Annotated in this window: 22 protein-coding genes; 12 read left to right on the top strand and 10 right to left on the bottom strand. The window is 36.8% G+C overall.

The features are described 5' to 3' along the window. Window positions 1-203: 203 nt before the first annotated feature. The 3 genes from M886_RS11800 to M886_RS11790 form a co-directional block, all read right to left on the bottom strand. A complete protein-coding gene (locus M886_RS11800) occupies window positions 204-713 on the bottom strand; it encodes a DUF6141 family protein (protein WP_235203943.1) in 510 nt (169 codons plus the stop codon). A gap of 524 nt (window positions 714-1,237) precedes the next feature. After that, window positions 1,238-1,786, bottom strand: a complete 549-nt coding sequence (locus M886_RS11795; protein WP_084685082.1) for a DUF6141 family protein — start codon at window positions 1,784-1,786, stop codon at window positions 1,238-1,240. Between the two features lie 287 nt (window positions 1,787-2,073). Further along, window positions 2,074-2,433, bottom strand: coding sequence for a carboxymuconolactone decarboxylase family protein (locus tag M886_RS11790; RefSeq protein WP_011035053.1), 360 nt, complete (start codon window positions 2,431-2,433; stop codon window positions 2,074-2,076). 369 nt (window positions 2,434-2,802) lie between these two features. On the opposite strand from M886_RS11790, the gene M886_RS11785 reads away from it, so the two are divergent. Beyond that, window positions 2,803-3,936, top strand: coding sequence for an aldo/keto reductase (locus tag M886_RS11785; RefSeq protein ID WP_011035054.1), 1,134 nt, complete (start codon window positions 2,803-2,805; stop codon window positions 3,934-3,936). A gap of 239 nt (window positions 3,937-4,175) precedes the next feature. On the opposite strand, the gene M886_RS11780 is transcribed toward M886_RS11785, so the two are convergent. Continuing rightward, window positions 4,176-5,780, bottom strand: coding sequence for a serine hydrolase domain-containing protein (locus tag M886_RS11780; protein ID WP_048051222.1), 1,605 nt, complete (start codon window positions 5,778-5,780; stop codon window positions 4,176-4,178). A gap of 790 nt (window positions 5,781-6,570) precedes the next feature. Between M886_RS11780 and M886_RS11775 the strand changes: the two genes are divergently transcribed. From M886_RS11775 to M886_RS11760, 5 genes are all read left to right on the top strand, one after another. Further along, window positions 6,571-7,287: an HD domain-containing protein gene (locus M886_RS11775; RefSeq protein WP_048051221.1), complete on the top strand. Its 717-nt coding sequence runs from the start codon at window positions 6,571-6,573 to the stop codon at window positions 7,285-7,287. Continuing rightward, window positions 7,280-8,764, top strand: coding sequence for an IS1182 family transposase (locus M886_RS11770; RefSeq protein ID WP_015411731.1), 1,485 nt, complete (start codon window positions 7,280-7,282; stop codon window positions 8,762-8,764). The genes M886_RS11775 and M886_RS11770 overlap by 8 nt, the downstream gene beginning before the upstream one ends. A 139-nt stretch (window positions 8,765-8,903) precedes the next feature. Further along, complete coding sequence (locus M886_RS17520) at window positions 8,904-9,731, top strand: HD domain-containing protein (RefSeq protein WP_449288745.1); 828 nt, start codon at window positions 8,904-8,906, stop codon at window positions 9,729-9,731. Between the two features lie 47 nt (window positions 9,732-9,778). After that, the gene (locus M886_RS17515; protein ID WP_011035057.1) at window positions 9,779-11,332 is read left to right on the top strand and encodes a hypothetical protein; all 1,554 of its coding nucleotides are present in this window, start codon (window positions 9,779-9,781) and stop codon (window positions 11,330-11,332) included. 800 nt (window positions 11,333-12,132) lie between these two features. After that, complete coding sequence (locus tag M886_RS11760; protein WP_152558030.1) at window positions 12,133-12,423, top strand: hypothetical protein; 291 nt, start codon at window positions 12,133-12,135, stop codon at window positions 12,421-12,423. 145 nt (window positions 12,424-12,568) lie between these two features. Here the strand turns inward: M886_RS11760 and M886_RS18920 are convergent, their stop codons facing one another. The 3 genes from M886_RS18920 to M886_RS19175 all read right to left on the bottom strand — a co-directional run bounded on the left by M886_RS18920 (window position 12,569) and on the right by M886_RS19175 (window position 13,108). After that, window positions 12,569-12,730: a hypothetical protein gene (locus M886_RS18920; protein ID WP_011035059.1), complete on the bottom strand. Its 162-nt coding sequence runs from the start codon at window positions 12,728-12,730 to the stop codon at window positions 12,569-12,571. Window positions 12,731-12,825: 95 nt separating this feature from the next. After that, window positions 12,826-12,906 carry a CRISPR-associated endonuclease Cas1 gene (locus M886_RS19180; protein ID WP_226987768.1) on the bottom strand — a complete coding sequence of 27 codons (81 nt, stop codon included), beginning with the start codon at window positions 12,904-12,906 and terminating at the stop codon, window positions 12,826-12,828. 85 nt (window positions 12,907-12,991) lie between these two features. After that, complete coding sequence (locus tag M886_RS19175) at window positions 12,992-13,108, bottom strand: CRISPR-associated endonuclease Cas1 (RefSeq protein ID WP_226987769.1); 117 nt, start codon at window positions 13,106-13,108, stop codon at window positions 12,992-12,994. A 242-nt stretch (window positions 13,109-13,350) separates the two neighbouring features. On the opposite strand from M886_RS19175, the gene M886_RS11755 reads away from it, so the two are divergent. The 4 genes from M886_RS11755 to M886_RS11745 all read left to right on the top strand — a co-directional run bounded on the left by M886_RS11755 (window position 13,351) and on the right by M886_RS11745 (window position 16,476). Beyond that, window positions 13,351-14,232 carry a DUF1638 domain-containing protein gene (locus M886_RS11755; RefSeq protein ID WP_048051220.1) on the top strand — a complete coding sequence of 294 codons (882 nt, stop codon included), beginning with the start codon at window positions 13,351-13,353 and terminating at the stop codon, window positions 14,230-14,232. 904 nt (window positions 14,233-15,136) lie between these two features. Then, window positions 15,137-15,325, top strand: coding sequence for a hypothetical protein (locus M886_RS11750; protein ID WP_048036496.1), 189 nt, complete (start codon window positions 15,137-15,139; stop codon window positions 15,323-15,325). Window positions 15,326-15,919: 594 nt separating this feature from the next. Next, on the top strand, window positions 15,920-16,078 hold the full coding sequence (locus tag M886_RS18685) for a TFIIB-type zinc ribbon-containing protein (protein WP_137726720.1): 159 nt from the start codon (window positions 15,920-15,922) through the stop codon (window positions 16,076-16,078). A gap of 137 nt (window positions 16,079-16,215) precedes the next feature. Beyond that, on the top strand, window positions 16,216-16,476 hold the full coding sequence (locus tag M886_RS11745; RefSeq protein ID WP_048040595.1) for a hypothetical protein: 261 nt from the start codon (window positions 16,216-16,218) through the stop codon (window positions 16,474-16,476). Between the two features lie 30 nt (window positions 16,477-16,506). Here the strand turns inward: M886_RS11745 and M886_RS11740 are convergent, their stop codons facing one another. The 3 genes from M886_RS11740 to M886_RS11735 all read right to left on the bottom strand — a co-directional run bounded on the left by M886_RS11740 (window position 16,507) and on the right by M886_RS11735 (window position 20,134). Further along, window positions 16,507-16,890 (bottom strand): hypothetical protein, encoded by a 384-nt coding sequence (locus M886_RS11740; protein ID WP_011035062.1) that lies wholly within the window; start codon window positions 16,888-16,890, stop codon window positions 16,507-16,509. A gap of 334 nt (window positions 16,891-17,224) precedes the next feature. Next, window positions 17,225-17,419, bottom strand: coding sequence for a PKD domain-containing protein (locus tag M886_RS19350; RefSeq protein WP_268745880.1), 195 nt, complete (start codon window positions 17,417-17,419; stop codon window positions 17,225-17,227). An 18-nt stretch (window positions 17,420-17,437) separates the two neighbouring features. Further along, window positions 17,438-20,134, bottom strand: coding sequence for a PKD domain-containing protein (locus tag M886_RS11735; protein ID WP_235203942.1), 2,697 nt, complete (start codon window positions 20,132-20,134; stop codon window positions 17,438-17,440). A 238-nt stretch (window positions 20,135-20,372) separates the two neighbouring features. Between M886_RS11735 and M886_RS11730 the strand changes: the two genes are divergently transcribed. Together M886_RS11730 and M886_RS11725 are read left to right on the top strand one after the other, a co-directional pair. Continuing rightward, window positions 20,373-21,617 carry an IS110-like element ISMma5 family transposase gene (locus M886_RS11730; RefSeq protein ID WP_011032006.1) on the top strand — a complete coding sequence of 415 codons (1,245 nt, stop codon included), beginning with the start codon at window positions 20,373-20,375 and terminating at the stop codon, window positions 21,615-21,617. A 793-nt stretch (window positions 21,618-22,410) separates the two neighbouring features. Further along, the gene (locus M886_RS11725; protein WP_048043206.1) at window positions 22,411-23,265 is read left to right on the top strand and encodes a MerR family transcriptional regulator; all 855 of its coding nucleotides are present in this window, start codon (window positions 22,411-22,413) and stop codon (window positions 23,263-23,265) included. Window positions 23,266-23,927 lie beyond the last annotated feature (662 nt).

Below are 23,927 nucleotides of genomic sequence, written 5' to 3'. Positions count from 1 at the left end.
CTTCCCTGATCCAGAATAAATATTACGCCGGCAGTATATATACCCTGAGACAAAAATCCTGAGGCAATCCAGAAGAGGTTATAAGGACTTACAAATTAATTAAAGAGTTAGAATTAGAAGTTAGAATTAGAAGTTAGAATTAGAAGTTAGAATTAGAAGTTAGAATTAAAAGCTAGAATTAAAGCTAGAATTAAAAGCTAGAATTAGAAGTTAGCTACAGCAGACATGATTGCCTGGTGCAGTTCTTTCGGATTTCTTGAACTGATCACAACCCTTTTCCCGGTTATGAGTTTCAGGATGACAACGAAATTTGCCCTTCTGGAGGGGGGCCTGTCCACATAATCTTTCCCTGTAAAAGGCTCATATGCCTGAATTTTACATTCTTCAACAATATAAATAGGGATTTTCTTAAATGAAGGATTCAGAGGAACCAGCCGGATATAGATTCCATCCTTTCGAACCTCTGTTATATGTTTGGTGCTGTAGAACAGGAGAGGAAAGAATACTCCGAAAACGAACCATAGTGCCAGCAAATAAAAATCAGGAATGTTCTGAACCCCTGCAGGTTTTCCAAAAACGAGGCTGTGGATCTCGATGTACCATAAAAGAATGGCAGGATAAAGGACAGAGATCAGAACAACATTATTATGCAAATCCTGTACTTCTCGAAAGATTAAACCTGTTTCAGGGTGTTCCGTTATAATCTCTCCCATTTAAATGATCGAGGTGTGCACTCTGACCAATACATATTTACAATATTTACGTAGTAAATTTTCTTTTTATCACGAAACAGGCACATTATTCTTCCCTCACTGACTTCTCATTGAATACTGCATACCTGTATGATTTAAATACTGCCCTTTAAAGAAAATGATGAATAGTAAGCGTATGATGCTGAAAAAATTTTAATATGGCAGGTCTGTTAGCTGAAATCCTTCTATTTTTCTCTATCAGAACTGAGTAGATAAATCTTCCGAAAAAAAATGAAAATACTATATTAATTTTAATTTAAATAACAAGATCATAAAGGGGAAGTTGACTAAAGTATTAAAAATTAGAAAAATGTTATACGAAAATAAAGTAAAGCAAATAACGTTACCGAAAAAATTATGAATACAGGGGTTCCCTGTGTCGAAATAAAGACGGACTTTTAGATAAATATTCAATTTCCCAGGCTACAAAATTTTTGAAAATAAAAACTGAAACAAGGATGATCTTCAATACTGCAGGATGGTCTTCAATTCTGCATTTTAATTGCCCTGTTAACAGCTTCTGAGAGCTTTTCCGGGGTCTGGGATCCAATCATCAGCCTTTTCGCTTTGTTCCCTTCCGAAAATTCAAAAAGAACACCCCTGTTTCCTTTTACATTATACGCCGTTCCTTTTAGCCCGTAACGTATGCCCCAGCCCCCATAGTCCCTTATAGGATTATAAGTAATTACTTCACAACTCCTGATAGTTTTGATCGGAAAGGTCCTGAAAGAAAAATGGAAAGGATGAAAACAGACATACAGCCCCTCTTTCCTGACCTCGGTACTCATTTTAAGGGAATGGAAAAAAAGAGGAAAAATGGCTCCGAAGACCACCAGCAAAACAAGCATCATCCAGTCAGGGGCAGGATTGTTCCCGAAAGGTTTTCTGAGAATGAGCTGCTGGTAAGCACCATACCATGAGATTACTACCGGAATCCCGACTGCAATCCTGATCCACAGCTGGTCCATTTTCTGGACTTCTCGATAAAGGACCGGATTACAGATCCTGCTCATTCCTTCAGTTGCGCAGTACATTCAGTAGTCTCCGAGTGCTGTCTTACATATTTTATTAGGTGCAAACAGTATTAAAGAGTTGGTACAGAACTTGAGCCTGGTTTCAAAACTGAAATACAATAAAATGAAATTAAGTATTACGAGAAAGAATTAATTAAAAAATAGAAATAAGTTTGCAGAATCAATAATGGTAGAATGTAAGTAAGTTGACGATTATATCTACTAAACTAAAGACCTAAGGATTTTACGCTTTTCCATAAAGAAGACTGATTTAAAAGTTATCTAAAAAATAAGAGAGAAACGGGATTTTAATAGCCCAGCTTCTCCATTTCCTTCAATATTGCTGCACTGAAATCCGTGAAATTCTGAATGCCGCCAGTCCAGGCTGCAATCATCATAGTATCCACAATTTCAGCTCTTGTGGCTCCGAATTTGTGAAGCCTTTCCATGATCTTTACTGCGCTCTCCACGTTATTGTTGGAGCAGGCGACGGCAAAAACCATCAGATGTTTATTTTTCATGGAGAGGCCGCCTTCTCTTTCAGCCCAGACGGACTTATAAAAACCTGCAAGTCCTTCGCCAAAATCTTCATTCAGCCTCTCAGCGTACGCAACAGACCTGGGCAAGAAGCCCTTCACATCTTTAATTTCTTGGATATTCTTCCCCATAATAATCGATATGTCATAGGAAAGGATCGAATATAACAGTATCTCTAAACATAATCCCTAATCAGCCTCTTCAGTTCAATTTGCTTATATAATTCATAAACAGTCCTCCTGAAATCGGCCTTATAGTAAATCAGAAATTAATCCTCTTGAGTTAAGTTTTACAATAAAACCAAAAATTAGTCCTCTTGAGTTAAGTTTTACAATAGAACCAAAAATTAGTCCTCTTGAGTGAGCAAAGCGAGCGAAAAGGACACCGCCCTCCCGAGGCGGGACTCGGGCAGTAAAGCTATAGCCCCCCTACCCCTTATAATGCAGGCAAAAAATGTATAATGCAGGCAAAAAATGCAGCAAAATTATTGAGGAAAAAACATGCTATACCGCAAACTGGGAAAAACAGGTGAGATGGTCTCCATTCTCGGCTACGGCTGTATGAGGCTTCCTGTTATTGACGGAAACCCTGAAAGTATAGACGAAAAAAAAGCAATCCGTCTCGTTCGTTATGCTATTGACCACGGGGTTAATTACATTGACTCGGCTTATTCGTATCACAGCGGGATGAATGAAGTTTTCCTCGGAAAAGCCCTGAAGGACGGCTACCGGGAAAAAGTCCATCTGGCAACAAAACTTTCCTGCAAGCGAGTAAACTGCAAAGAAGACATGGACCGCTTCTTAAACGAGCAGCTTGAAAAGCTCCGGACGGACTGCATAGACTTCTATCTCCTGCACGCCGTTAAACAGAGTTACTGGGAAAAAATGAAGAAATTTGGAGTTATAGACTTCCTTGAAAGAGCCCGCGCAGCCGGAAAGATCAAATACACGGGTTTTTCCTTCCACGACGAACCTGACGTTTTCAAGGAAGTCGTTGACGCTTACCCGTGGGACCTCTGCCAGATCCAGTTCAATTATCTGGACGAAAACTTCCAGGCGGGAATAGAGGGTCTGAAATACGCGGCTGAAAAAGGTCTTGCCGTCGTTATCATGGAACCCCTGCGCGGAGGAAACCTGGCATCAAAAGTCCCGGAAGAAGCAAAGAAGGTGTGGGACATAGCTGAAGTTAAAAGAACCCCGGCAGAATGGGCTTTCCGCTACCTCTGGGACTATCCCGAAATCAGTGTTGTCCTGAGCGGGATGTCAGAAATGGAGCACCTGAAAGAAAACCTGAGAATTGCAGAACAGGGGCAGCCCAATTCCCTTTCAGCCGAGGAAAAAAGCCTGATATCTGAAGTGAGTGAAATTTACAGGTCCAGGATAAAAGTCAACTGCACAAACTGCAAGTACTGTATGCCCTGTCCATCAGGAGTGAATATCCCGCGGAATCTCAGTTACTTAAATGATGTTTTCATGCTTGACGACATGGAGAATGCAAAGTTCCAGTATGGGGTTCTTCTGCTGCCGGAAGAAAAAGCTGGAAATTGTATTGAATGCGGGGAATGCGAGGAAGTCTGTCCGCAGAATATCAAAATAAGGAAGATGCTGAAGGAAGTAAGGGAAAAATTTGAGTGAGATTGATATAACTTTATTCACTTTACTGGATCTTTCTTGTCTCGCTCAACTAAGAGCCTATCCGAAAAATGGTCACCTGATCTAAATTTTACAAAAAATAATTCAAAACCAGAACTGATACTCTGATTCTATAGACCAGCTATGATTTTTTTAGACCCGCTATGATTTTTCAATTTTCCGTATTTGACTTTTCGGATGGGCTCTAAGTTATCAATATATTATCCAATATACTATCACCATCAACTGCTGGTATTATTTCTTGCAGCCGCTTCCTGTTCGCTGCTGCCTTCAAGCCTCCCGCCAAATTCTACATCCCCAAACCATGTCGGGTCCTGCACCAATATGGTCACCTGATCATCCTGATAAGTAGCAGTTACCTTATAGTGATTTATATTTGCGACCTCATCGATGTAAGCAACAAAAACATTGTCAGACTCCCACGATCCTTTCCCTGCTACGGGGAGACCGTACTCTCCGGGAGAGAATCTATAAACGTTATCCAGTCCTAGAAGATACTCTAACGTCTGGTTTTCCGCCACTCCCACTGTAAATAAGGCTTCTCCTTTTTCCTCATCAAAATTTAAAGAGAGAGACTGAAGGTCCAGAGGATTGGAATCGAGAACGTATGTTTTTCCTTCAATTTTTTTCGCCATCTCAGGCAGAGGCTTCACAGGTTCAGGTTGAGGAGGCTCTGCAGCTGCATTTATTTTTTCCTGAAGCCGTCCATAGGCGGTGGGGTTTTCAGGAAGAGGCCTGTCTGATTTCAGAGCAGCAACAAGGAAAGGAGCTGTCTCATCTGCGTTAAAGCCGCCGCCTGTGGTCACAACTATGAGATTTTCTTCAGGCACGACAGTTATTAGTTGAGTCCCACGGCCCCTTGCGTCATAACGTTCAGGAAGGTCATCGTCTGGAACCCACCACTGATAACCATATCCCTCGTCCTCTTCCATAGAGACCTGCTCGCGCGTAGATTCAGAAACCCATTCTGCCGGCACTATCTGTTTCCCATCCCATTCCCCGTTATTAAGATAGAGATAGCCTAACTTTGCCATATCATGAGGGGTCAAATGCAGGTCGCCCCAGCCGCGGTTATTTCCCTGAGGGTCAGAAGGCCAGATGATATTGGAAATTCCAAGAGGTTTAAAGAGAGTTTTATTGGCGTAAGCCAGTTCGTTTATGCCAGTGGTCTCACTGATGATTCCTGAGAGAAGATGTGAGTTACTGCTGCAGTAGACAAAACGGGTGCCAGGTTCTTCTGCCATGGGCAGGTCAAGCGCAAACTGGATCCAGTCAGGGCTGTCTTCCATCTGCTCCGTAGTAACTTCGTAAGGCTCGTTAACGCATTCCAGGCCAGATCTCATGGTAAGAAGGTCTTCGAGAGTCATTGCCTTTTTATTTGCATCAACATTCGCAACAGTGCGATTCGGGAAAAGCTCCAGAACCGGCTGATCGACACCGGCAATGTACCCTTCGGAAATTGCGATACCTATCAGGGTTCCTGTAAAACTTTTGGTAACGGAAGCGACATCGTGTACTGAATTATTGGTAAAAGGATAAAAGTAGACATCAGTAACGACATATCCATTGCGTATGATTAGCAGACTGTGAATGTTAATGTCATTTTCCTCAACGTAATCAAGTAACTCAGCCAACTTTTCCGAGTCCATCCCCTGCTGCTCAGGTGTTGATGTTCTCCAGCCTTCGGTTGGCCAGTATGTGGCTGACTCATTGACTGGAGACGATTCATTGCCTGAATCAGGAGTTTCAACACAACCGGAGGCTGCAAGCAGAATTAGTAAAAACACAAGTAATTCGATAAATTTCGAACTTCCATTACCCCTCATCAAATCTACCTCAAATTGCCCTATATTTGCTTTTTCTGCCTAAAAATAGTGACAGCATAATTTGAATTTCAGATAATATACTTCTTTTAATATGCAATAAAATGCGCTTTACTAAAAATCAAACTTCCACCTGGCGAAAAGTAAGACAGTTTATCTAATTTAAGGGCAATTAACAGGTTAAGCGAGATGTCGACTTGTGTTTAGGGCTTCTGGCAATATATCATTTTATTTAAAATGAGATTTTTTGGCTGCTAAAATGTAAGTTATTAATTTCCTTCTTTTACGAAGGTATGTGGTTCAAATACAGCCCGTCGCACTCTAATTATGGGATATAGTTATCTCAAATTTTTTGTACGCGGGTTTGTATGAATAACACACAACCGCGTTTTTCAAAAGTTGTCCTGATTAAATTTAATTTAGTTTATAAATTTAAATTGATAAAAAGTGTACGCATTTGCACAAAATTTTCGCACAACCATCTTTTTGAAAGTTATTCTGAGAAAAATTATCCTAGTTCTATAAAATCGGATTAATAAAAATTGTTGTCAAATAAAATAGTTCTAAATTTTTATTAATTAAAGATTATGCCCCCTCCCTCTTAGTGCCGGACAAAAATCCAAAGTTTTATTTGACTATAGTATGCTTTTTTAAAGATGTTTTAGTTAAAATACCAGGTACTAATCTCTTAAATCATATCTAAAGAAGTTTTAGATTAAGCTCTGGTTGAAATTAAAAGCGAACAATGTTTGAGGTATTTAAATAAGTTTGCACGCAGTATAGGAGCAAATAAATGTCTGAAGATGCGATTCTGAGGTTACAACAAACAGGTTTATTTAAGAAGCTTCTTGAGAAGGAAAACGAAGAGAAAAAAAAGACTTCAATAGTAGACAATGAAATTTCGAAAAATATAACCTCAGTTGTTGATAAGGTCTCTTCCTTGTTAGAAAGAATTCCAATAAACATGCCTGAATTCACACTACATAACGCTAATCATAGTCTACATGTAATTAAAAATATGGAAGACTTAATACCTCCAGAGACTCTTAAACAATTAAACACTGTTGAAATTTCCATACTTATTTATGCGGCGTATCTTCACGACATAGGAATGATCTCTTCTTCTGATGAGCGGAAGCAAATTATTAAAACTAATAAATTTAAAAAACTTTTAACTTCAAACGAGGAACTATATGAAAACTATAAAGCGTTATTTAATATTGAAGAATTTAAAATGCTTTTAACCTTAAACGAAGAATTATGTGAAAAGTTAGAGAAAGCTAAAAAAGATGGTGATTATGAAGCAGTATTTGTTATTGAAAACAAAGCATTTACTGATTTTCTCCAAAAAAATCACGTTCATTATAAAACAGTTTATGATGCTGTACTTGATATTGAAAATAAAGTATTTCAGGTTGTCTCAAAACTATACCTGATCGCACATTTGGGTCAGAAACCCGTAATCTTTATCTTTTTTACAAAACTAAATTCCAGTGTTTCCCATGTTTAGAAAATACGATCAAAAGCAGCAGTTTTTACTTCCATTAAACCTGGAAGATTTTGTTCCTGAAAATCATCTCGCCCGAGTACTAAACGACATCGTAGATGTCGTTGATATCACTGCTATTGAATCCACTTATTCTAAGGAAGGCTGCCCAGCCTATCATCCAATAATTCTTTTAAAAATATTACTTTATGGTTATCTTATAGGCATTAGAAGTTCACGTAAACTGCAACAAATGACTCAAACTGATACTGCATTTATGTATCTGGCAGCCATGCAAAAACCTGATTTTCATACTATTTGTCGATTCCGTTCAACTCACCTTGGTCCTATTAAAGAGATATTTTCCCAGGTTGTCACTTTTTGTAAAGAAATGGATATGATTGGTTCCAGTATCTCGATTGACGGAACAAAGATCAAGGCAAATGCTTCATCAAGACAAAGCAAGAGTTCGGATTCTCTCGAAAAAGAAATAGATCGGATACTAAAAGAGAGTATTGAGACAGATAAGTATGAAGATGAAATTTATGGTGACTCAACACCATATCAGATTCCAGAAGAGCTAGTTGACAAGAAGAAAAGATTAGAGAAGATTAAAAACGCTAAGAAGAAGCTTGATGAAGAAAAGCTGAAAAAAGTAAACATCACAGACAACGATGCTCGAATTATGAAACATAAAGATGGGAGCAAGAAACCTTCATACAACTGTCAGGTTGCTGTTGATGAAAAGGAACAAATTATCGTTGCAGCAGACGTTGTCAACGAAGAAAACGACCTGCATCAAGTAGAACCAATCATACAGAACGTAAAAAATACACTGGGATATAAACCAACAATCGTGCTTGCAGATGCAGGTTATTTTTCATATGAGAATCTGGAATTTTTACAGGAAGAAGGCATTGATGCTTACATTCCTGACAACTACTATAAAGCTGAAAAAGAAGGAAAAACCAGGAAGTTCAGGAAATCTCTTTTTAAATACGACGAAGAAAAAGACTGCTATTATTGTCCTGCTGCTTTTGAAATTCCCTTTTCAAGAATACAAAAGAGGAAAGGTGAGCCTGATTTAAGGTATTATGTCTGTAGCTATTGTTCTCAGTGTGTGTTGAAAAATGCATGTACTGAGAGTGGAAAAAGAACAATAACAAGAGATCCTCGAGAACATTTAATGAAGGATATGAGGGCTAAACTGAACACAGAAGAGGGTACGGAAAAGTATCAGAAAAGAATGTCTACCGTAGAACCTGTGTTTGGACAGATGAAACAGGATAGAGGGTTTAGGGAATTTCTGCTGAGGGGGAAAAGGAAAACAGGAATTGAATTTGTTATGATGTGCACTGTACACAATATAAAGAAAATAGCAGATTTCATAAAAAGACAAGGGAAAAACCTGAAAGAAATGCTGAAAATGATAGTTGGAGGAGAAAGTAAAGGATGGAATAAGGGGAGAATTCAAGCGAGAATGGCAAATACGCTATGTTGAGCTATGAAAATTTACTTTTTCTTGTTGAAATGAAATAAAAATTGAAAGGGCATTACCCAATTGTAGAATTAAAAATGGTTTTGAGACTACCTGATTTACTGATTTTCTCAGAGAAAATCATGTTGAACGTGCACACAAAATAATCAAAGAATATGGATTAGACTCCGAAATTTCATGGAAAGAAACACCATACTATAAATGGGTAAAAGCAGTATGCGATAGTCACGGTCTTCCGGTGAAAGAGTTAAAAAAGAATGATGATTGGCCAATTGATGTTTCAGTACGAAATAAGCCAGTGAATGTTCAGTACTTATCTCTGGTATTACGACTGGCTGATATATTGGATCTTGATTCAGAAAGAACACCAAAGCATTTATTCTACCATATAAATCCAAAGGATAAAATCAGCATTCAAGAGTGGGAAAAACATCTTTCTATTACTGGATTCCGGATTGAACCTGAAGAAATCAAAATTGACGCTGAGTGTGAAAGTCCAGACTGCGAACGAGTACTTAGAAAGTTTATAAAAGATATTGATAAAGAACTTGAGGAAAGCAATTATTTAATTTTGAGTTATAGAGACGATTTCGCTAGAAAATATAGGTTAAATCTTTCTAAGCCAGTTAATTTACGCGTTCATTCTAATGGTTATATATACCGTGATTTCCGTTTTGAACTTGATTATCGTCGAGTCCTCGATTTACTTATGGGGGAAGGACTCTATGGAGATCCATTAGTAGCACTTAGAGAGCTTTTACAGAATTCTGTAGATGCTGTACGTTATAGAGAGTCTCTGGAGAAAAGAGAAGGAAATGGTTATCGCCCTACCATAGAAGTCTCTTTGACAAATGACGAATTAATTGTTGAAGATAATGGCATTGGAATGGATGAGGAGATATTTAAGAATTATTTCATGAAAGTGGTAGAAGTTATTATCAAAGCTCAGATTTTCGTGAAAAAAACGTAGACATAGATCCTGTAAGTGAATTTGGAATAGGTATTTTATCAGTTTTTATGGTTGCCGACAAGTTTACTGTTGAGAGTAGAAGAAAAACTTTTGAAGATGAGCTTAACCCATCCATACCAATATATTTTGAAATCCCGACAGCTTATGACTATTTTGTAAAACGGCAATCTAAACGTTCTAAGTATGGAACGAAAATAACTTTGAACTTGAAATCTGATCATCCATTTTCTTCCTCATCACTAATTGAAAAAATATCCGAAATCGCTCCTTTTATTGAATACCAAATAATCGTTAAAACAAATAATGAAACGAAACTCTATGAACCTCTTTTACCAGGTGATATATATGGAGATACTCCTAATTTAAAAATTTATTTTGGGGTTACTTTTAATGAATTGGATAAATCTGAGGGAATAGAAGGTACAATGAGAGTTGTAAGGACCTCTAGAGAAAGAAAACATCTGATTGCTCAAAGGGGTTTCTCAATTCCTTTTGATAAAATATTACCCAGTTGGTTATCCAATAGTCTCCTGATGTCAATTAATATTTCAGGTAAAACAAAATTATCACTATCTCCAAACAGATTAAATATAGTTGAGGATGAAAAATATTTGAAATTAGTTGAAAAAATACAAGCAAGATTAATATGTGAACTCGAAAATAGCTTGAAAACATATAGAGATTTGAATACATTTGAAAAATATATTCAATATGTTGATGAATTAACGGATCTCAATTTATTTAGTACTTATAGACATGACCCTCCTATCAGATCCGATTATATGGAAGATAAGAGAATAGAATTAATTACAGAAATCATCCTCAATAATGTTCCTTTTTTAACGATTTCACGTGATGGAACACGTGCTTACAAGTTTATCAAAGACTTTAATAATTTCCCAACAATAGTAGTAACTTCAGAAACTTGGCCTGAAGAAATTCAAAACGAAAATGTTTTCGAAGAAATAGAAAGTCTAATTAACCCAGATGTAATTGTTTTGCTAGGTAGAGATACGAATAGCAGGAGGAAATACGACTTTTTATGTGATATTTTATGGAATCCTTCTGATATCTATATTACATCTATACCTGGAGTCGTCGTCGAAGCTTTTGTAAGTAATAATGATTCAAAAATGTATCCTATAAAATATAATATGTTCACGTTTAATATGCATAGTAAAACTGGAACCAAAGAACCGCTGTTTGTTCATGATCCAGAGGATAATATTGATTATGAAACAGTGATTTTTAATGCTAACCATCGATTATTATATAGATTTTTTGATGGATGGGATCCGAGAGATGAAAATTGCCTTGAGGCTTTAAATTATCTGAGCACCCTTTTTTCCAATTTATTGATTAATGTAGTGATGGTAGCATTTTCACCTTATAACAGACAAGGGATTGAGTTTAAAGTAGATCAAAATTGCTCATTAATTGGAATACTGAAACGTTATCCAGATATGTTAAAGTATTTCTATAATGCATTAGTGGAGTTTTGGGAAAATGCCCAAAATGTGGGGGCTATTTCTTATGACGAGGAGTTTCCTGGTTTTAATGAAGATGATCTACCTTGGTTTTGGAATTATTGCAGTGAGTAAACATGACATTGTATCCAAGAATTTGATATTGAATTTATAGAAAAATGGTATATCCTTTTTAAAATAGTTTAAGCCTTTATTATTAATTCTTTAACCTTCTCCAACTTTGAACTATTTCACTGGATTTTACTAGAGATTTAGAATGTAAAATTGTTTTACATTCTGCCTTTATTTTCAATTTCTTTTGATACTGTTTTTGCTATTTTACTGTAAAATTTATGTATTTACATATTACATGTAATATGTAAATACATACACATTTTTACTTTTAACCTGAGACCAATGCTTCCCATTTATTCACTCTTTCCAGAACATGAGCATTAAGAGTAAACGGTTTATCTGACTTGGCATTCTGCTTCATATAATGTAAAGTGCCTTTTGAAAATGAGTGATACATATATTTTAAAGTAAAACAGGCACAGACAGCCTTCAGGTTTCTGGCTTTACGGTCTATAATTTTCTATTGAGCTTGTTTCAAAACTACCTTCAATCTTTCCATGCCAATTTTTGGAGTGGACAAATCAAGATTATCAGAACTTAATAGAATTGATACTTTCTATCAAATACATGAATAAGCGGAATTTTGAAACCAGCTCATTCCTTAATTTCCAGTGGAGAAATTCACATAAACTCTTCAATTTTTTTTATTAGTTTAATCTTATATTATTCTTCTACCTACTGTTTTTGATATTATGAAAATAATAAATAATATTTCGTTAACTTTATTGTTGTGATTGTAATCAATGATTAATGGAGCTTTTTGCTTTTGTTTGTAAAATTTGATTACCCTCATTGCACTAATGAAGACTTTATTTCTCTCAGATAATGAAGATCAGGAGTTTATAGGTATGTACATTTTAGAAGCTATGGAAAGCGAAATACTTAAACATCTATATGAAATGGGAACTCTTGGCATAAACGAAGGTTGGGAAAAGCAATCAAAACTAGATCAAAATGCAGTCAAAGAATTGTATCGCGCTAAACTTGTGGATAAAAGCATCCCAAAAGGATTTGTACGCCTGTCAGAACGTGGGGTGGGCACAGTACTGTTAGGGCTTCAAAATGCATACAAAATTTCTGAGTTTTTGTAAATCCCTAGATATGGCTGTAATGTTGTATGTATTTACAGAAGATAAGTGTACATGCTAATATACTGTACAAGAATTCAATTTAAGTCTAAAAAGAAATAAAACCGTTTTAAAGAAATAATCAATCTCTTTAACCTTTAGTGGTCGGTTATTTTTCTTCTCTAATACCTTTATATTTTCCTTTCTTCGCACCGATAAATTGTCCAGTCGTTGCATCTCTCTTTACATGCTGATCCGTTACAGGGTTGTATGTCTGTGTTCTTCCTTTGACAGATCCATTTCTTCTATTTTCTCCAGTATTCTTTGCCATTTTAATCCCCTTGAAGTAATTAACACTAATTAAACTGTATACAAAATATTTATCCGTTTCTGATCGATGAGTTTGATAAATTTCTTCAGTGACTCTTAAAGTAGGTCAAGTAGGCTATATACTAAGCTATTTTTGCTTGGTGTGATTTCATGCAAAAACCCTACATGAGCATCCAGACCTACAGTTCCCTGAAACTCTTTACACCTTTTAACTTTGTGAGTCCATCCAAAATATCAAATTTAATTTCAGGATACCTCTGGCTCAGGAAATCAAGAACAGCTTTAGACCTTTTAGTTTAGCCTCAATAAACCTCTTTGCTATCTCTAGCCTTGTTTTCTTACCCTCAAAAGCATGATACTGAGCAAATTTTGTTTTTATATTGGTACTCTCTTTGTTTTTATATTGGTACTCTCAGGAGGAAGTTTTGTGGTTAAGAGCTTGCCTGATCCTTTTAACAGGAATATACACTCTTAGAATTACGATCAGGTATAATAGTAATTTTTTTCTAACTAATGGCTTATCGATAGGAAATTATAGGGCTTCAAAATATAGGTTATCCAGCATTTTTTTTAAATCGTAACAGAATCAGAATTAAAAAACAACCGGAAAGGGGTTTTCACATGCCCGTACTGAGTATTATCTCTTGCAGGATGTTTGAGGATGAGCTTGCCCATATAATCTCCAGTGATAAGGAAATGAAGCAGTTAATTGTGGTGGAAAACAAGGATAGTTTCGGGCTGCTCCGGAAACTCAGGTCCGATAACTGCCTGCCCAGAACATCGCCCCTGGATAGGGTTCCTTTTCTCCTGGGAAACGGGCACGGCTCTGGCTTCATGACTATTTCAAAACCCCTGCTTATACTTCCTTTTTTCAGGAAAATTCACGAGAAGATGAAGATTAAAGCGGCTCAAGAACTGACAGTGGTTGTGAACCTCCTGAAGCTAGGACTTCATGATGATATTGAGATCCTCAGGTCTGAAGTCTACAAAAATATCAAGGAGATGTCCTCTTTTTCAGACGGAATCCTCCTCTTTTACTGCATTTGCGGAGGAGCCTTTGAGAATCTGGAAGAGAACTGTTTGGAATTTGACTGCCCCCTTTACTGGTTTAAAGATGGAAATGAGGAAGTTGTGGTAGACTGCATAAGCGCCGCTCTCGGAGGGAATGCCGCCTATGATGAACTCATGTACACCTGCAGGGGGACTGGTGCTCTCTATTTCACGTCCATGTGGGCTTCAAGCTGGAAAGAGATGAGGGAAGAAAGGAGGGAAGAAAGGAAGAAATCCCGGAACTTCAACGAGAACTACCTGAAGGACCCGAGATATTCACGAGTGGTAAAACTCGATACAGGTCTTTCATACGACCCGGATTTCCACAAAAACGTCCGCGATTTTGCCCGCACTTTCGATATGGAAATCGTGGAAGTAAAGGGAAGTGTGGAACTTGCAGAGAAGTCTTACAGGACAGCTAAAAAAGGCGTTGTCCAGCATACACTGAAATGATTTTTATATAAATTACAGGCTGGGATATACTTGTTCCAACTGCTATTTCGTCTGTCATTTTATTTTTAAAGCTTTCGAATCTGAAAAAAGAGAAAGTTCAAAATCGAACTGATTTTAAGAAGATTTTTCAGTATGCAATAAAAAATATTCCGAAAAAATAAAGGTAAAAAAATAAGTAAGCTTAGATTGTTAATTTGAATTCTTTACAATTATGCTAATATTATTTTACTATTTTACAGTAAAAATATACACATTTTTACTATTGACCTGAAAACAATGATTCCCATTTATTTACCTTTACCAGAAAATGGCTATTAAGAGTAAAGGGTTTATATGACCTGGTATCCTGCTTCATAGCTTCATATAATATAAAGTACCTTTAGAAAACCCTAGCTTCTTCCAATCAACGTAAGAGATGTTCAGAATCTTTTTTCTCTACTTCTAGTGTGTCTTTAAGGAACGGATTAATTTAAGGCTCAACTTTAAGTTTATCAAAGAGGGCAGGATACTTCTCTTAATGGTTTCTCTAGCTCTTTATCCAATCCCGCATTGTAAAGTGTTTTTGCTTTGGAAAGCTGGTCAACTATTATATTTTGAGCTCCTTTAAGGTTAGCCTCTTCAAGTTTTGCCTCTATGAGGTTGCTTTTTAAAGATCAACTCTTGCAAGGTAGCATCTATAAGATTGGCATCTGTAAGGTCAGCCCTTGTAGGGTTAACTCCTGCAATTAGCACCTCTGAGTTGGCTTCTACAAGATGAATGAGTCATAGCTATATATTGATACCTTCATTTAATACAGGCATATATATAACATGAACTCCATATATATAATTATAAAAAGCATAGGCTTTTGGTATTTTCTGCTTTTCAGTGATTAAACTACTAATAAATGGATAAGGAGTATTTATGAAGTTTATGGATTCTTCGATAACATCTAGGCAAAAAGATTTATTAATAAAGTCTCTTAATTATATGGAGAGGCACAAAAAAATTGATCAGTACTGCAAAGAATATTACAAAAATAGCTGGACCGACTTATCCTTTGATGAGGTAAATAACTTAATCAGGATGCTTGACAAGATGGCTTGGCGGTGAATATTCTTGGCTCCTATGCTTTAAACTTGAGGTTAAAAAACCTGAAATTTTTCTAACATATACAATGAATTTGTTCATCGTCTTGGCACATTTGTATTCTCTTTTGTGAACCATAAATGATAAAATATCACGTATAATTACGATAATTCTCGTGAAAATACTGGAAATCTCAGTTTTCAATATGCGACCAATCAAGGGACATTTCTATAATTACGGAAAATATAAAAAATCGTGCTGTGCTTGCAAAGGAAGTAAGATATAACTTTTGTAATTCTTGAAGAATAGGTTCAAAAGAGGATGTGGCTTTTACAGTAAAAACTATACACATTTTTACTTTTGACCTGAAACCAGAGCTTCCCATTTATTTACTCTTTCAAGAACATGGCTGTTAAGACTGAACGGTTTATATGAATTTGTTTTTTCAGACTGTTTATTAAGTCGAATAGTTCGAGTTTACGTCTCTAAATGACTTTAGCAGCGTAATTATTTGTATAATTTTTGAGTGTTTACGTTTATCTATAGGAGTGTATAAGAAAGCAGTAAAAACGAAGATAATTAAAAACGAGTGTTTAAGTTTGTTCTGGAGCTTTTTTAATGACTACCACAAATACAATAAAAGTATGCCCGTTTTGCAATTCACCTGATATAACTAAAAACACGAAAAAGCGTAACTACCGGTGCGAAAACTGCCAGAGATCATTTCCTGCGAATCAGGTAGCCATGAAGAAGGCGAGAAATGCAGGAAAAGCATGATTCTGTCAACGACATTAAATATTTGTGTATAGACTGTGAGTTCATCTCAAAACCAATTTTGTTCTCCAATAAAGGAAAATCAAGGCATAGCTCAGTGGTACTTTATTTGCAAATTATGAAAAACAGGAGTGAGAAAAATGAGTGAATACGAATTAACCGATATTGAAAAAAAAGCCGTGGATAATTGGATAATGTTAAATATACTCCCACAAAAAACGCCAAATAAAAATTACACCAGTTATGCACTTAAAAATTTGTTTGAACAAACACCAGGTGGTTTCTTTATCACAAATAAGCAGTTTAAAGAAGCGATGGTCAGATGTAATTTCTTACCTGTAAATAAAAATAAATTAAATTGGGAATTCCGAATTTCCTTAAAATCCCCAGGGTTGAAGTAATCTAAATGAGGTAAATGACAATCCAGTCTGTCACTCATCTTTCTCATCTTTCACGAAAAATTTTTTGCCGGTAAGAAGATAATTATCCAGTGCTTCGGTAAATAGCTCATCAAGGTAACGATAATTCAGCAACCTCTTACAGGGCACCTGAAAGTGAAACTCAGGATTATTATCCCATTGAATTCCAGGCCTTGTACTCTTTTCCGAAAGTAAAACGCTGAAGTTATTATAGAACCCCACTCCAAAAAACCCGCTATTGGAACTCCTTGCTTTTTGCATGATTTTTTCGCGGTTTTTCGCGTACATTTCTCTTGCTGTTTTCTCCATTATCATTATCATCTCGATATTCTCACCGATATTAAAAGCTTTTTGAGCTCCGGGCAGGAGTAAAGAGTTGTTCAGAATTCGATACATTACAATTCTCGGATTTCAATAGATGAAGCAGTTGTAAAAAAGAAAGAGATTAAAGGGCGGGGTGAGACCAATTATCCAGCCCAGGCTTGAGGAAGATAGAGTGGAAATTACTATTCCATAGACATTTGTGGTTCCAAGCTGACGGATCCGTATAATAAACCGGGTCTAGACTATCTGGTGATTTTTGTTAGGGAAGTAACCTTTTCATTGCTTACTGTCAGTTTAAAAGTATAGGTTCCAGGATTTGAGTATACATAAACCCGTTCATATCATTTGAGTCGGGCTGTCTATCGCCACTGAAATATAGGTCCTTGGAATTGCTTTCTGGGAAAGATCATAAAACTGTACTCGGCTTTGTCGCAATACTGTTCCCGGCTGCATTTTCTACAGTCTGACCAGCTGTATAATTTCCTGGCTTCATGAACATGTGGGTTACATTCATGGAATGTTTTGAATAGATACTATCGCCAACATCCCAATACCAGGAAGTAGGTGCTTCTTCGACTTTACTTGTAGCTTCGTCTTTAATTATCAGCGAATAATATCCTTAGAGGTGCTGTTCCAGAGTTACATTGGATGTAAATCCAGCTTGTGGTTCTACGGGTCCAGCAGTGAGATCATACATATAGATATCACTAAAAACATGATCAATGGGTAATTTTCTATGACTATATTTCCTATACACAATCCTGTTTCCGTAGATATCAAGATCTTCTGCACTTCCGCTGGTGGTAACCTGAGTCTCCTTTTGAGTTGAGAGATCGTACATGTAAATATTCATATATTCGTTGCGGAAATCTTTCCATACTATCTTGTTACCATAAATAGCGGGAGAGTATTGACCTGATTTATTGGTAGTAATCTGAGTCTTCTTGGAAGTGGATAAATCGTACATGCAGATATTGGTGGTCAGATTGCCATCTTCATTGTGCCACTCTTGCCACACTATTCTGTTACCATAGACGTCAGGAAATGTTGATTCTCCGTTAGAGGTTATTTGAATTTCCGTGGAAGTAGAGAGATTGTACATGTAAATATCCGGGCTTATGTATCTAAGGTCATCCCAGACTATCAAATTACCTTCCATATTGATAAACTGTGGTATTCCTTCCGAAATTATCCGGGTTTCCTTAGAAGTAGATAGGTCGTGCACGTAAATACCCTTACTTCCAGTTCGATAATCCATCCACATTATCCTATCACCATAGATTTTAGGTTTCTGAGCTCGCCCGCTAGTGCTTATTTGAGTTTCTTTGGAAGTAGATATATTGTACATATAGATATCATACTGTCCATTATGATCATCCTGCCACACTATTCTATCACCGTAGAGTGCAGGATATGTCTGATTTGATTCATTAGCAGTGATCCTGGTTTCCCTGGAAGTGGAAAGATTGTACATATAGATATCGTAGTTTCCGTTGCGAAGGTCTTGCCATACTATTCTGTTACCATAGATATCAGGATGGGATGCCAATTCACTGGTTGTAATCCGGATCTCATTTTCTGTAAGTACAATTATTGTATCAGTTTTTGAGGTAGTGCCGTAAGCATTTCTTACTGTCAGGTTAACAGTATGGATTCCTGGCGTTGTAAATGTATAAACAGGATTTACATCAGTTGAGTCTGTTTTTCCATTATTGTCGAAGTCCCATACCCTTGACGTTGCATTTTGAGAAGTGTCATTAAACTGTACCATCAGGGGAACATAACCCTCGATAATGTTACTGCTAAAATTTGCATCGGGAGCTTTTGGGTCGATAACGACTATGTAATCTGGCATTGTCGCTGTACTATTGCCCACGAAATTTCCTACGGTAAGATTTATTGTGTAAATCCCTGGTTTTGTAAATGTGTGGATTGCATTCGTGGTGTGTTTTGAATAAATGCCATCGCCAAAATCCCAATACCAGGAAATAGGTTCCTCGCCTTTACTTGTAGCTTTGTCAATAATTCTACCATAGAAAGACACCATTAGAGGTGCTTTTCCGGAGGTTACATTAGCATAAAAATCTGCTACTGGTGGTTCTGGGGGAGTTACGGTAATATAATTCGGTTTCGTTACCGTACTATTGCCTGCTTCATTTGCAACTGTTAAAGTAACGTTATACACTCCTGGGTTTGTAAACGTGTGGGTTGAATTCATGGCATGTTTTGAGTAAATATCATCACCAGTGTCCCAATGCCAGGAAGTTGGCACTCCACCAGTGCTGGTATCAGTGAATAACACCGTTAGAGGCGCTGTTCCAGAAGTCACATTGGATGTAAACCCAGCTTGTGGTTCTGTGGGTCCAGCAGTGAGATCATACATATAGACATCACAAAAATAACCATCGCCATCACCAGGTGACAACTTTTGACGATTATCACTATACGCTATCCTGTCTCCGTAGATATCAGGACTGTATGCACTTCCGCTAGTAGTAATCTGAGTCTCCTTCTGAGTTGAGAGGTTGTACATATAGATATTGTAGTTTCTGTTGCGGTGGTCCTGCCACACTATCCTATCCCCATAGATAGCTGGAGGCGAACCTAACGAAGAATGTCCGCTGTAAGAGACCCGGCTTTCTTTCTGAGTAGAGAGGTCGTACATGTAGACATCTCCTATTCTTCTAGTAGAGCCTGAATTGTTACTATCTTGCCATATTATCCTGTCACCATAGATAGCGGGATTTGATGCAAGTCCGCTAGTGCTGATCCTACTTTCCTTCTTAGTGGAGAGATCATACATATAAATACCAGGCTTTCCTACTCTCGAGTCTTCCCATACTATCTTATTGTTATAGATTTTAGGATTGCTTGCAGATTCACTGGTAGTTATCTGAGTTTTCACCTGAGTGGAAATATTGTACATATAAATGTCAGTCTTGTAGTTATGCCCCTCAGCCCACACAATTCTATCACTGTAAATATCAGGAACACAATGTGATAAATTCTCTGCAATTAGCGAATTTGTAGAATTAAGTATATCATACACGTAAAGTTTGTCTCTAACTGGGTTCTCATTTAAATTACAAATACAGCATACAATTTTGTTATCATAGATAGCAGGATGTGATGCATAATAATGTTCATGCATAGTAATTATGGTATCATTTCCGGTTTTTAAATCATAAAGATGAATTTTATCCCAGTGTGACCATACGACCTTATCACCATAAATAGAAGGCTTTCCGTTCTCTCCAATATCCTCTGAGAGCCTGATTTCCTGGGCAGCTAATGCTATGGATAAAATAAAAAACACACATGATATTCTTGGAATAACATGCCCAAAAAATGAAAGTCTTTTTCACTTAGCTTTTTTGATAATAGAACTCCATCATTACCTTTGGACAGGAAGGTTGTTTTTACTTTGGTTCTCCGAAGCCGTCAAAAAACTAACCATTGAATTGCCATCGAAGGCCCAGATGTGACCTTGATCACGGATGCCAAATTGCCTTTGAAGCAATTCTACTGTCCTGGAAATGATGGAGTAATGTAAATTGGACGGAGAAATAAACAAATCTTGTGGTTTAGACATTCACAAACGTTTTGTTATTGCTACTATCCTCAGTAGATCCGGTGAAAAACAACAACATCGTTTTGCCAGAGATGATGATGGGATTTTAGATCTTAAAAATTTAGTAACCTCTGAAAAATGTGATGTTGTTGCCTGTGAATCAACAAGTGATTTCTGGGTTCCGATTTATGAGGCATTGATAGATCATTTGCCTGTTATAGTTGGAAATGCTCGAGATATGAAAGCATTTACACATAAAAAAACAGATAAAATAGATTCCGAAGTAATTGCAAAACTTGCATTGAATAAGATGGTTCAACCATCAAGAGTTTTTCCGAAGAAACATAGAGAATTCAGGTCATACGTCAGGCTTCGCCTAACTCTTGTAAGAAAAAGAACGGACATTAAAAATGAAGCTCATGCAATTCTTTCCTCCGAAATGTTACATCTGGGTGATGTTCTGACTGACATTTTTGGAAAAAATGGTAGAGCAATTCTAGCAGGAATCTCTTCAGGTAAAAATATTGATCAAATTATAGAGTCGCTTTCTCCAAATGTTCGGAAAAAGAGTGTTCAGATAAGGGAAATTCTGGATAGAGAAATATCACAGAGTGCTGCAATAAGGCTTCAGATATGTCTGAACCTTATAAAACATTTAGATGAAGAAATTGAAGTTCTTGAAAGAGAAATTTTCAATTATGCTTATCAAAAGCATAAAAGGGAAATGGAAATTTTGATGTCAGTTCCAGGTATTGGGGAGCTTGGTGCGGCAACTCTAATTGCTGAAATAGGAGATTTCAGGGATTTTCCAACGGGAGATAAACTTGCTTCATGGCTTGGAATAGTTCCTAATGTGTATCAATCTGCAGATAAATACCATAACGGAAGAATCACTAAGAGAGGATCAAAAGTAGCAAGGTGGATTCTAACTCAGATTGCTCAAGCAGCAGCAAGAAAGAAAAATAGCAGATTAAAGGAGTTTTTTAACAGGAAAAAGAAGACAATTGGATATGCTAAGGCAATTATTGCCTTAGCAAGGAAAATTGCAACAATAATATGGCATTTGATCACAAACGATGAGATGTACGAAGATGAAACAGGATACCAAAAGGGAGAAGTTAAAAAGAGAAAGATTGTTGAGGCAGACATATTCTCGGTTGATGAAAGGATAACAATAATTAGTGGAATTATCGCAATTATGGGAAAAAAGGAAGGAGAGAGTACGTGATGAGTTTTCTCATCATGGACTTTCATGCCAAAAGAAAAAACAAAAAATAAGGTAGTTGAAGCTAAAACTATCGAGTATGATTTCCTGTTAATTTTCATTAACCTTTTCCCCTTATATTCATTTAAAAAATATTAATTCACAGGTTATAAATTCAATATTTAATTATTTGATTTTAAATTCAGAGTATATAAAAACAAAAGAATTTAAGATCATTTATTAAAAGAAAGTATTCTGAAAAATCAAGACTGAATTAAGGTAACAAAACCTACTGCACAAAAACTTACAGTATGTCTTAAGAATTCATACTGCCATAGAACTACCATGTAGAAAGTTCCGAAATCGCTGAAACTCCCTTCTGCGTGAAAGAGTAGAGATTACAATGCAATAAAGAAAAAACTCGAAAAATTCAGGCTCTGTGAGGAGAATTCAGAGTTTGGTTTCCTAGGAATTCGTACGCTCGAATCTCGCCTTTAGCATCAAACTTTTTTTACTCATGTTCTTGTGATTTTAAGCCGACTGAGCCAGAGTAACTATTTCAATCACTATAAATCTCATAGTGAACTCTGTTCCATATTCCTTTTCGGTTCAAGGTCGCCATCGAACTTGTCGACAGGGGAAGTTACGAACTGAAGCACGATATAGTTCATGTTTTCAATACTATTTCTTCCAGGATCCCTTTCTTGTTATCAAATATCACGTAGTTATGCACGATTTTCTGTTCTTACACGAAGTTTTCCCCGGGGAAAAGTAAGGCAGTTTATCTAATTTCAGGACAATTAACGGGTTGAGCAAGATGCCAGTCGATCAGATCCCAATCGGAAAATTTTCCCTTATGACCCGTCTCTCCCAGAAAGCTCTCAGGCTCTATGATAGTAAAGAGCTGCTTGTTCCGAAAGTAAAAGACTCTTTTACAGGCTACCGTTACTATACGGTTCCCCAGATCGAGCTGGGAATGAAAATCAAGACCTTTACTTTCCTGGGATTTTCCCTTGAGGAAATTTCCATGCTTCTGGACGCAGAAAGCAAAGGAAATAATGAATTTATTGAGACCTGTTTCAGGAAGAGGCTTGAGGAAGTCCGGCTGGAGGCAGGAAAGCTGCAGAGGATCGAGGACATTTTGCAGGGCGCCTGCAGACAGAATGGAAAAGTTAAGGAGATATTCAAAATGTCAATTACAGAACCCGTTATTAAAGAGATTCCTGAGCTGCGAGTATTGAGCAAACGTGAAAAAGGGAACTTTGTAGAAACTATAGGAAAACTAATTGGCGAAATCTGTGTATGTGTTAGCAGCCCTGAAAACCAGCGTAACCGTGTAAAAACTACAGGTCCTATTATGTTCCTTTGCCACGACGAGGAATACAAAGAAACAGGTGCGGATATAGAGATTGCACTTCCGGTTTCAGGAAGGCTCTCAGTGGAAGATCCCATAATGGAAATAAAGACACTGCCTGCTGTAAGAGCAGTTTCCGTTATTTACAGGGGCCCATACCCCGGGGTTGAAGCAGCTTATAAAAAGATTTTTTCCTATGCAGAAGAAAACAATCTGGAGACGATGATGCCGAGCAGGGAACTGTACTTCAATGACCCTGCTGAAGTCCCGGAAGAAGAACTGATGACTGAGGTCCAGGTCCGGATCAGAGAGAGATAATTCGTTTATTGTTTCAATTCATTTATTGTCTCAGGTTACTTATCTGGAACAGCGCTCCAAATTTCTGGAGCAGTTTCTTTTTTGGAATCTTCAGGGTAGGGCGGCTGTGCGCAATTTGACATTAGATTTTCGAAACTTAATAGAACTTAGAATCTTCTTGAAGATCCAGAATATTGTAAGAAAGAAAACTATAGGCATAACCCAATAAAAACCGTGTATATATTTCATACTAATACATGAGATGACGTGTATAAAAAATTTACTGAGTTTTCAAGTCATATTTTAGGTCATACTTTAATAAAACCAATTTTTATAACAAACATAGAGCTATAAGATGTTTTTGTCAGTTTTTCTACTATCTGTAATTCCATGCTGTATAAATCTCTAATTTATCGTTGATAGAACATGAGGTTAGTATTTTTATTAGTTCATAAATATACAAGTAGAATCAATCAAGAATGCTACTGCTTGAAAGATATTCACAGCATACGACTAAAGAATTTCCGGTTTTTATTTATATTGACTTCTGAATTATAGTTCTTTCATTATTATATTCTCCGAAAATTAATACTTTGTAGATGCAATTTGAGCCGTTTTCGCTCCAAGCAAAAATAGGTTTTACCTAAATATTCTCCCCTGAGAATAATGGCGAGAATTAAACT

This window comes from Methanosarcina soligelidi (assembly GCF_000744315.1).
In the GTDB taxonomy this organism is placed as follows: domain Archaea; phylum Halobacteriota; class Methanosarcinia; order Methanosarcinales; family Methanosarcinaceae; genus Methanosarcina; species Methanosarcina mazei.
Note: the sequence above shows the minus strand (reverse complement) of the source record. Positions and strands in the feature narration are given on the sequence as shown.

Bases quoted from the DNA above. Each gene is read 5' to 3' on its own strand.
- M886_RS11800 (WP_235203943.1), bottom strand. From the start codon at position 713: ATGGGAGAGATTATAACGGAACACCCTGAAACAGGTTTAATCTTTCGA.
- M886_RS11795 (WP_084685082.1), bottom strand. From the start codon at position 1,786: ATGTACTGCGCAACTGAAGGAATGAGCAGGATCTGTAATCCGGTCCTT.
- M886_RS11790 (WP_011035053.1), bottom strand. From the start codon at position 2,433: ATGGGGAAGAATATCCAAGAAATTAAAGATGTGAAGGGCTTCTTGCCC.
- M886_RS11785 (WP_011035054.1), top strand. From the start codon at position 2,803: ATGCTATACCGCAAACTGGGAAAAACAGGTGAGATGGTCTCCATTCTC.
- M886_RS11780 (WP_048051222.1), bottom strand. From the start codon at position 5,780: ATGAGGGGTAATGGAAGTTCGAAATTTATCGAATTACTTGTGTTTTTA.
- M886_RS11775 (WP_048051221.1), top strand. From the start codon at position 6,571: ATGTCTGAAGATGCGATTCTGAGGTTACAACAAACAGGTTTATTTAAG.
- M886_RS11770 (WP_015411731.1), top strand. From the start codon at position 7,280: ATGTTTAGAAAATACGATCAAAAGCAGCAGTTTTTACTTCCATTAAAC.
- M886_RS17515 (WP_011035057.1), top strand. From the start codon at position 9,779: ATGGTTGCCGACAAGTTTACTGTTGAGAGTAGAAGAAAAACTTTTGAA.
- M886_RS11760 (WP_152558030.1), top strand. From the start codon at position 12,133: ATGAAGACTTTATTTCTCTCAGATAATGAAGATCAGGAGTTTATAGGT.
- M886_RS18920 (WP_011035059.1), bottom strand. From the start codon at position 12,730: ATGGCAAAGAATACTGGAGAAAATAGAAGAAATGGATCTGTCAAAGGA.
- M886_RS11755 (WP_048051220.1), top strand. From the start codon at position 13,351: ATGCCCGTACTGAGTATTATCTCTTGCAGGATGTTTGAGGATGAGCTT.
- M886_RS11750 (WP_048036496.1), top strand. From the start codon at position 15,137: ATGAAGTTTATGGATTCTTCGATAACATCTAGGCAAAAAGATTTATTA.
- M886_RS18685 (WP_137726720.1), top strand. From the start codon at position 15,920: ATGACTACCACAAATACAATAAAAGTATGCCCGTTTTGCAATTCACCT.
- M886_RS11745 (WP_048040595.1), top strand. From the start codon at position 16,216: ATGAGTGAATACGAATTAACCGATATTGAAAAAAAAGCCGTGGATAAT.
- M886_RS11740 (WP_011035062.1), bottom strand. From the start codon at position 16,890: ATGTATCGAATTCTGAACAACTCTTTACTCCTGCCCGGAGCTCAAAAA.
- M886_RS11725 (WP_048043206.1), top strand. From the start codon at position 22,411: ATGCCAGTCGATCAGATCCCAATCGGAAAATTTTCCCTTATGACCCGT.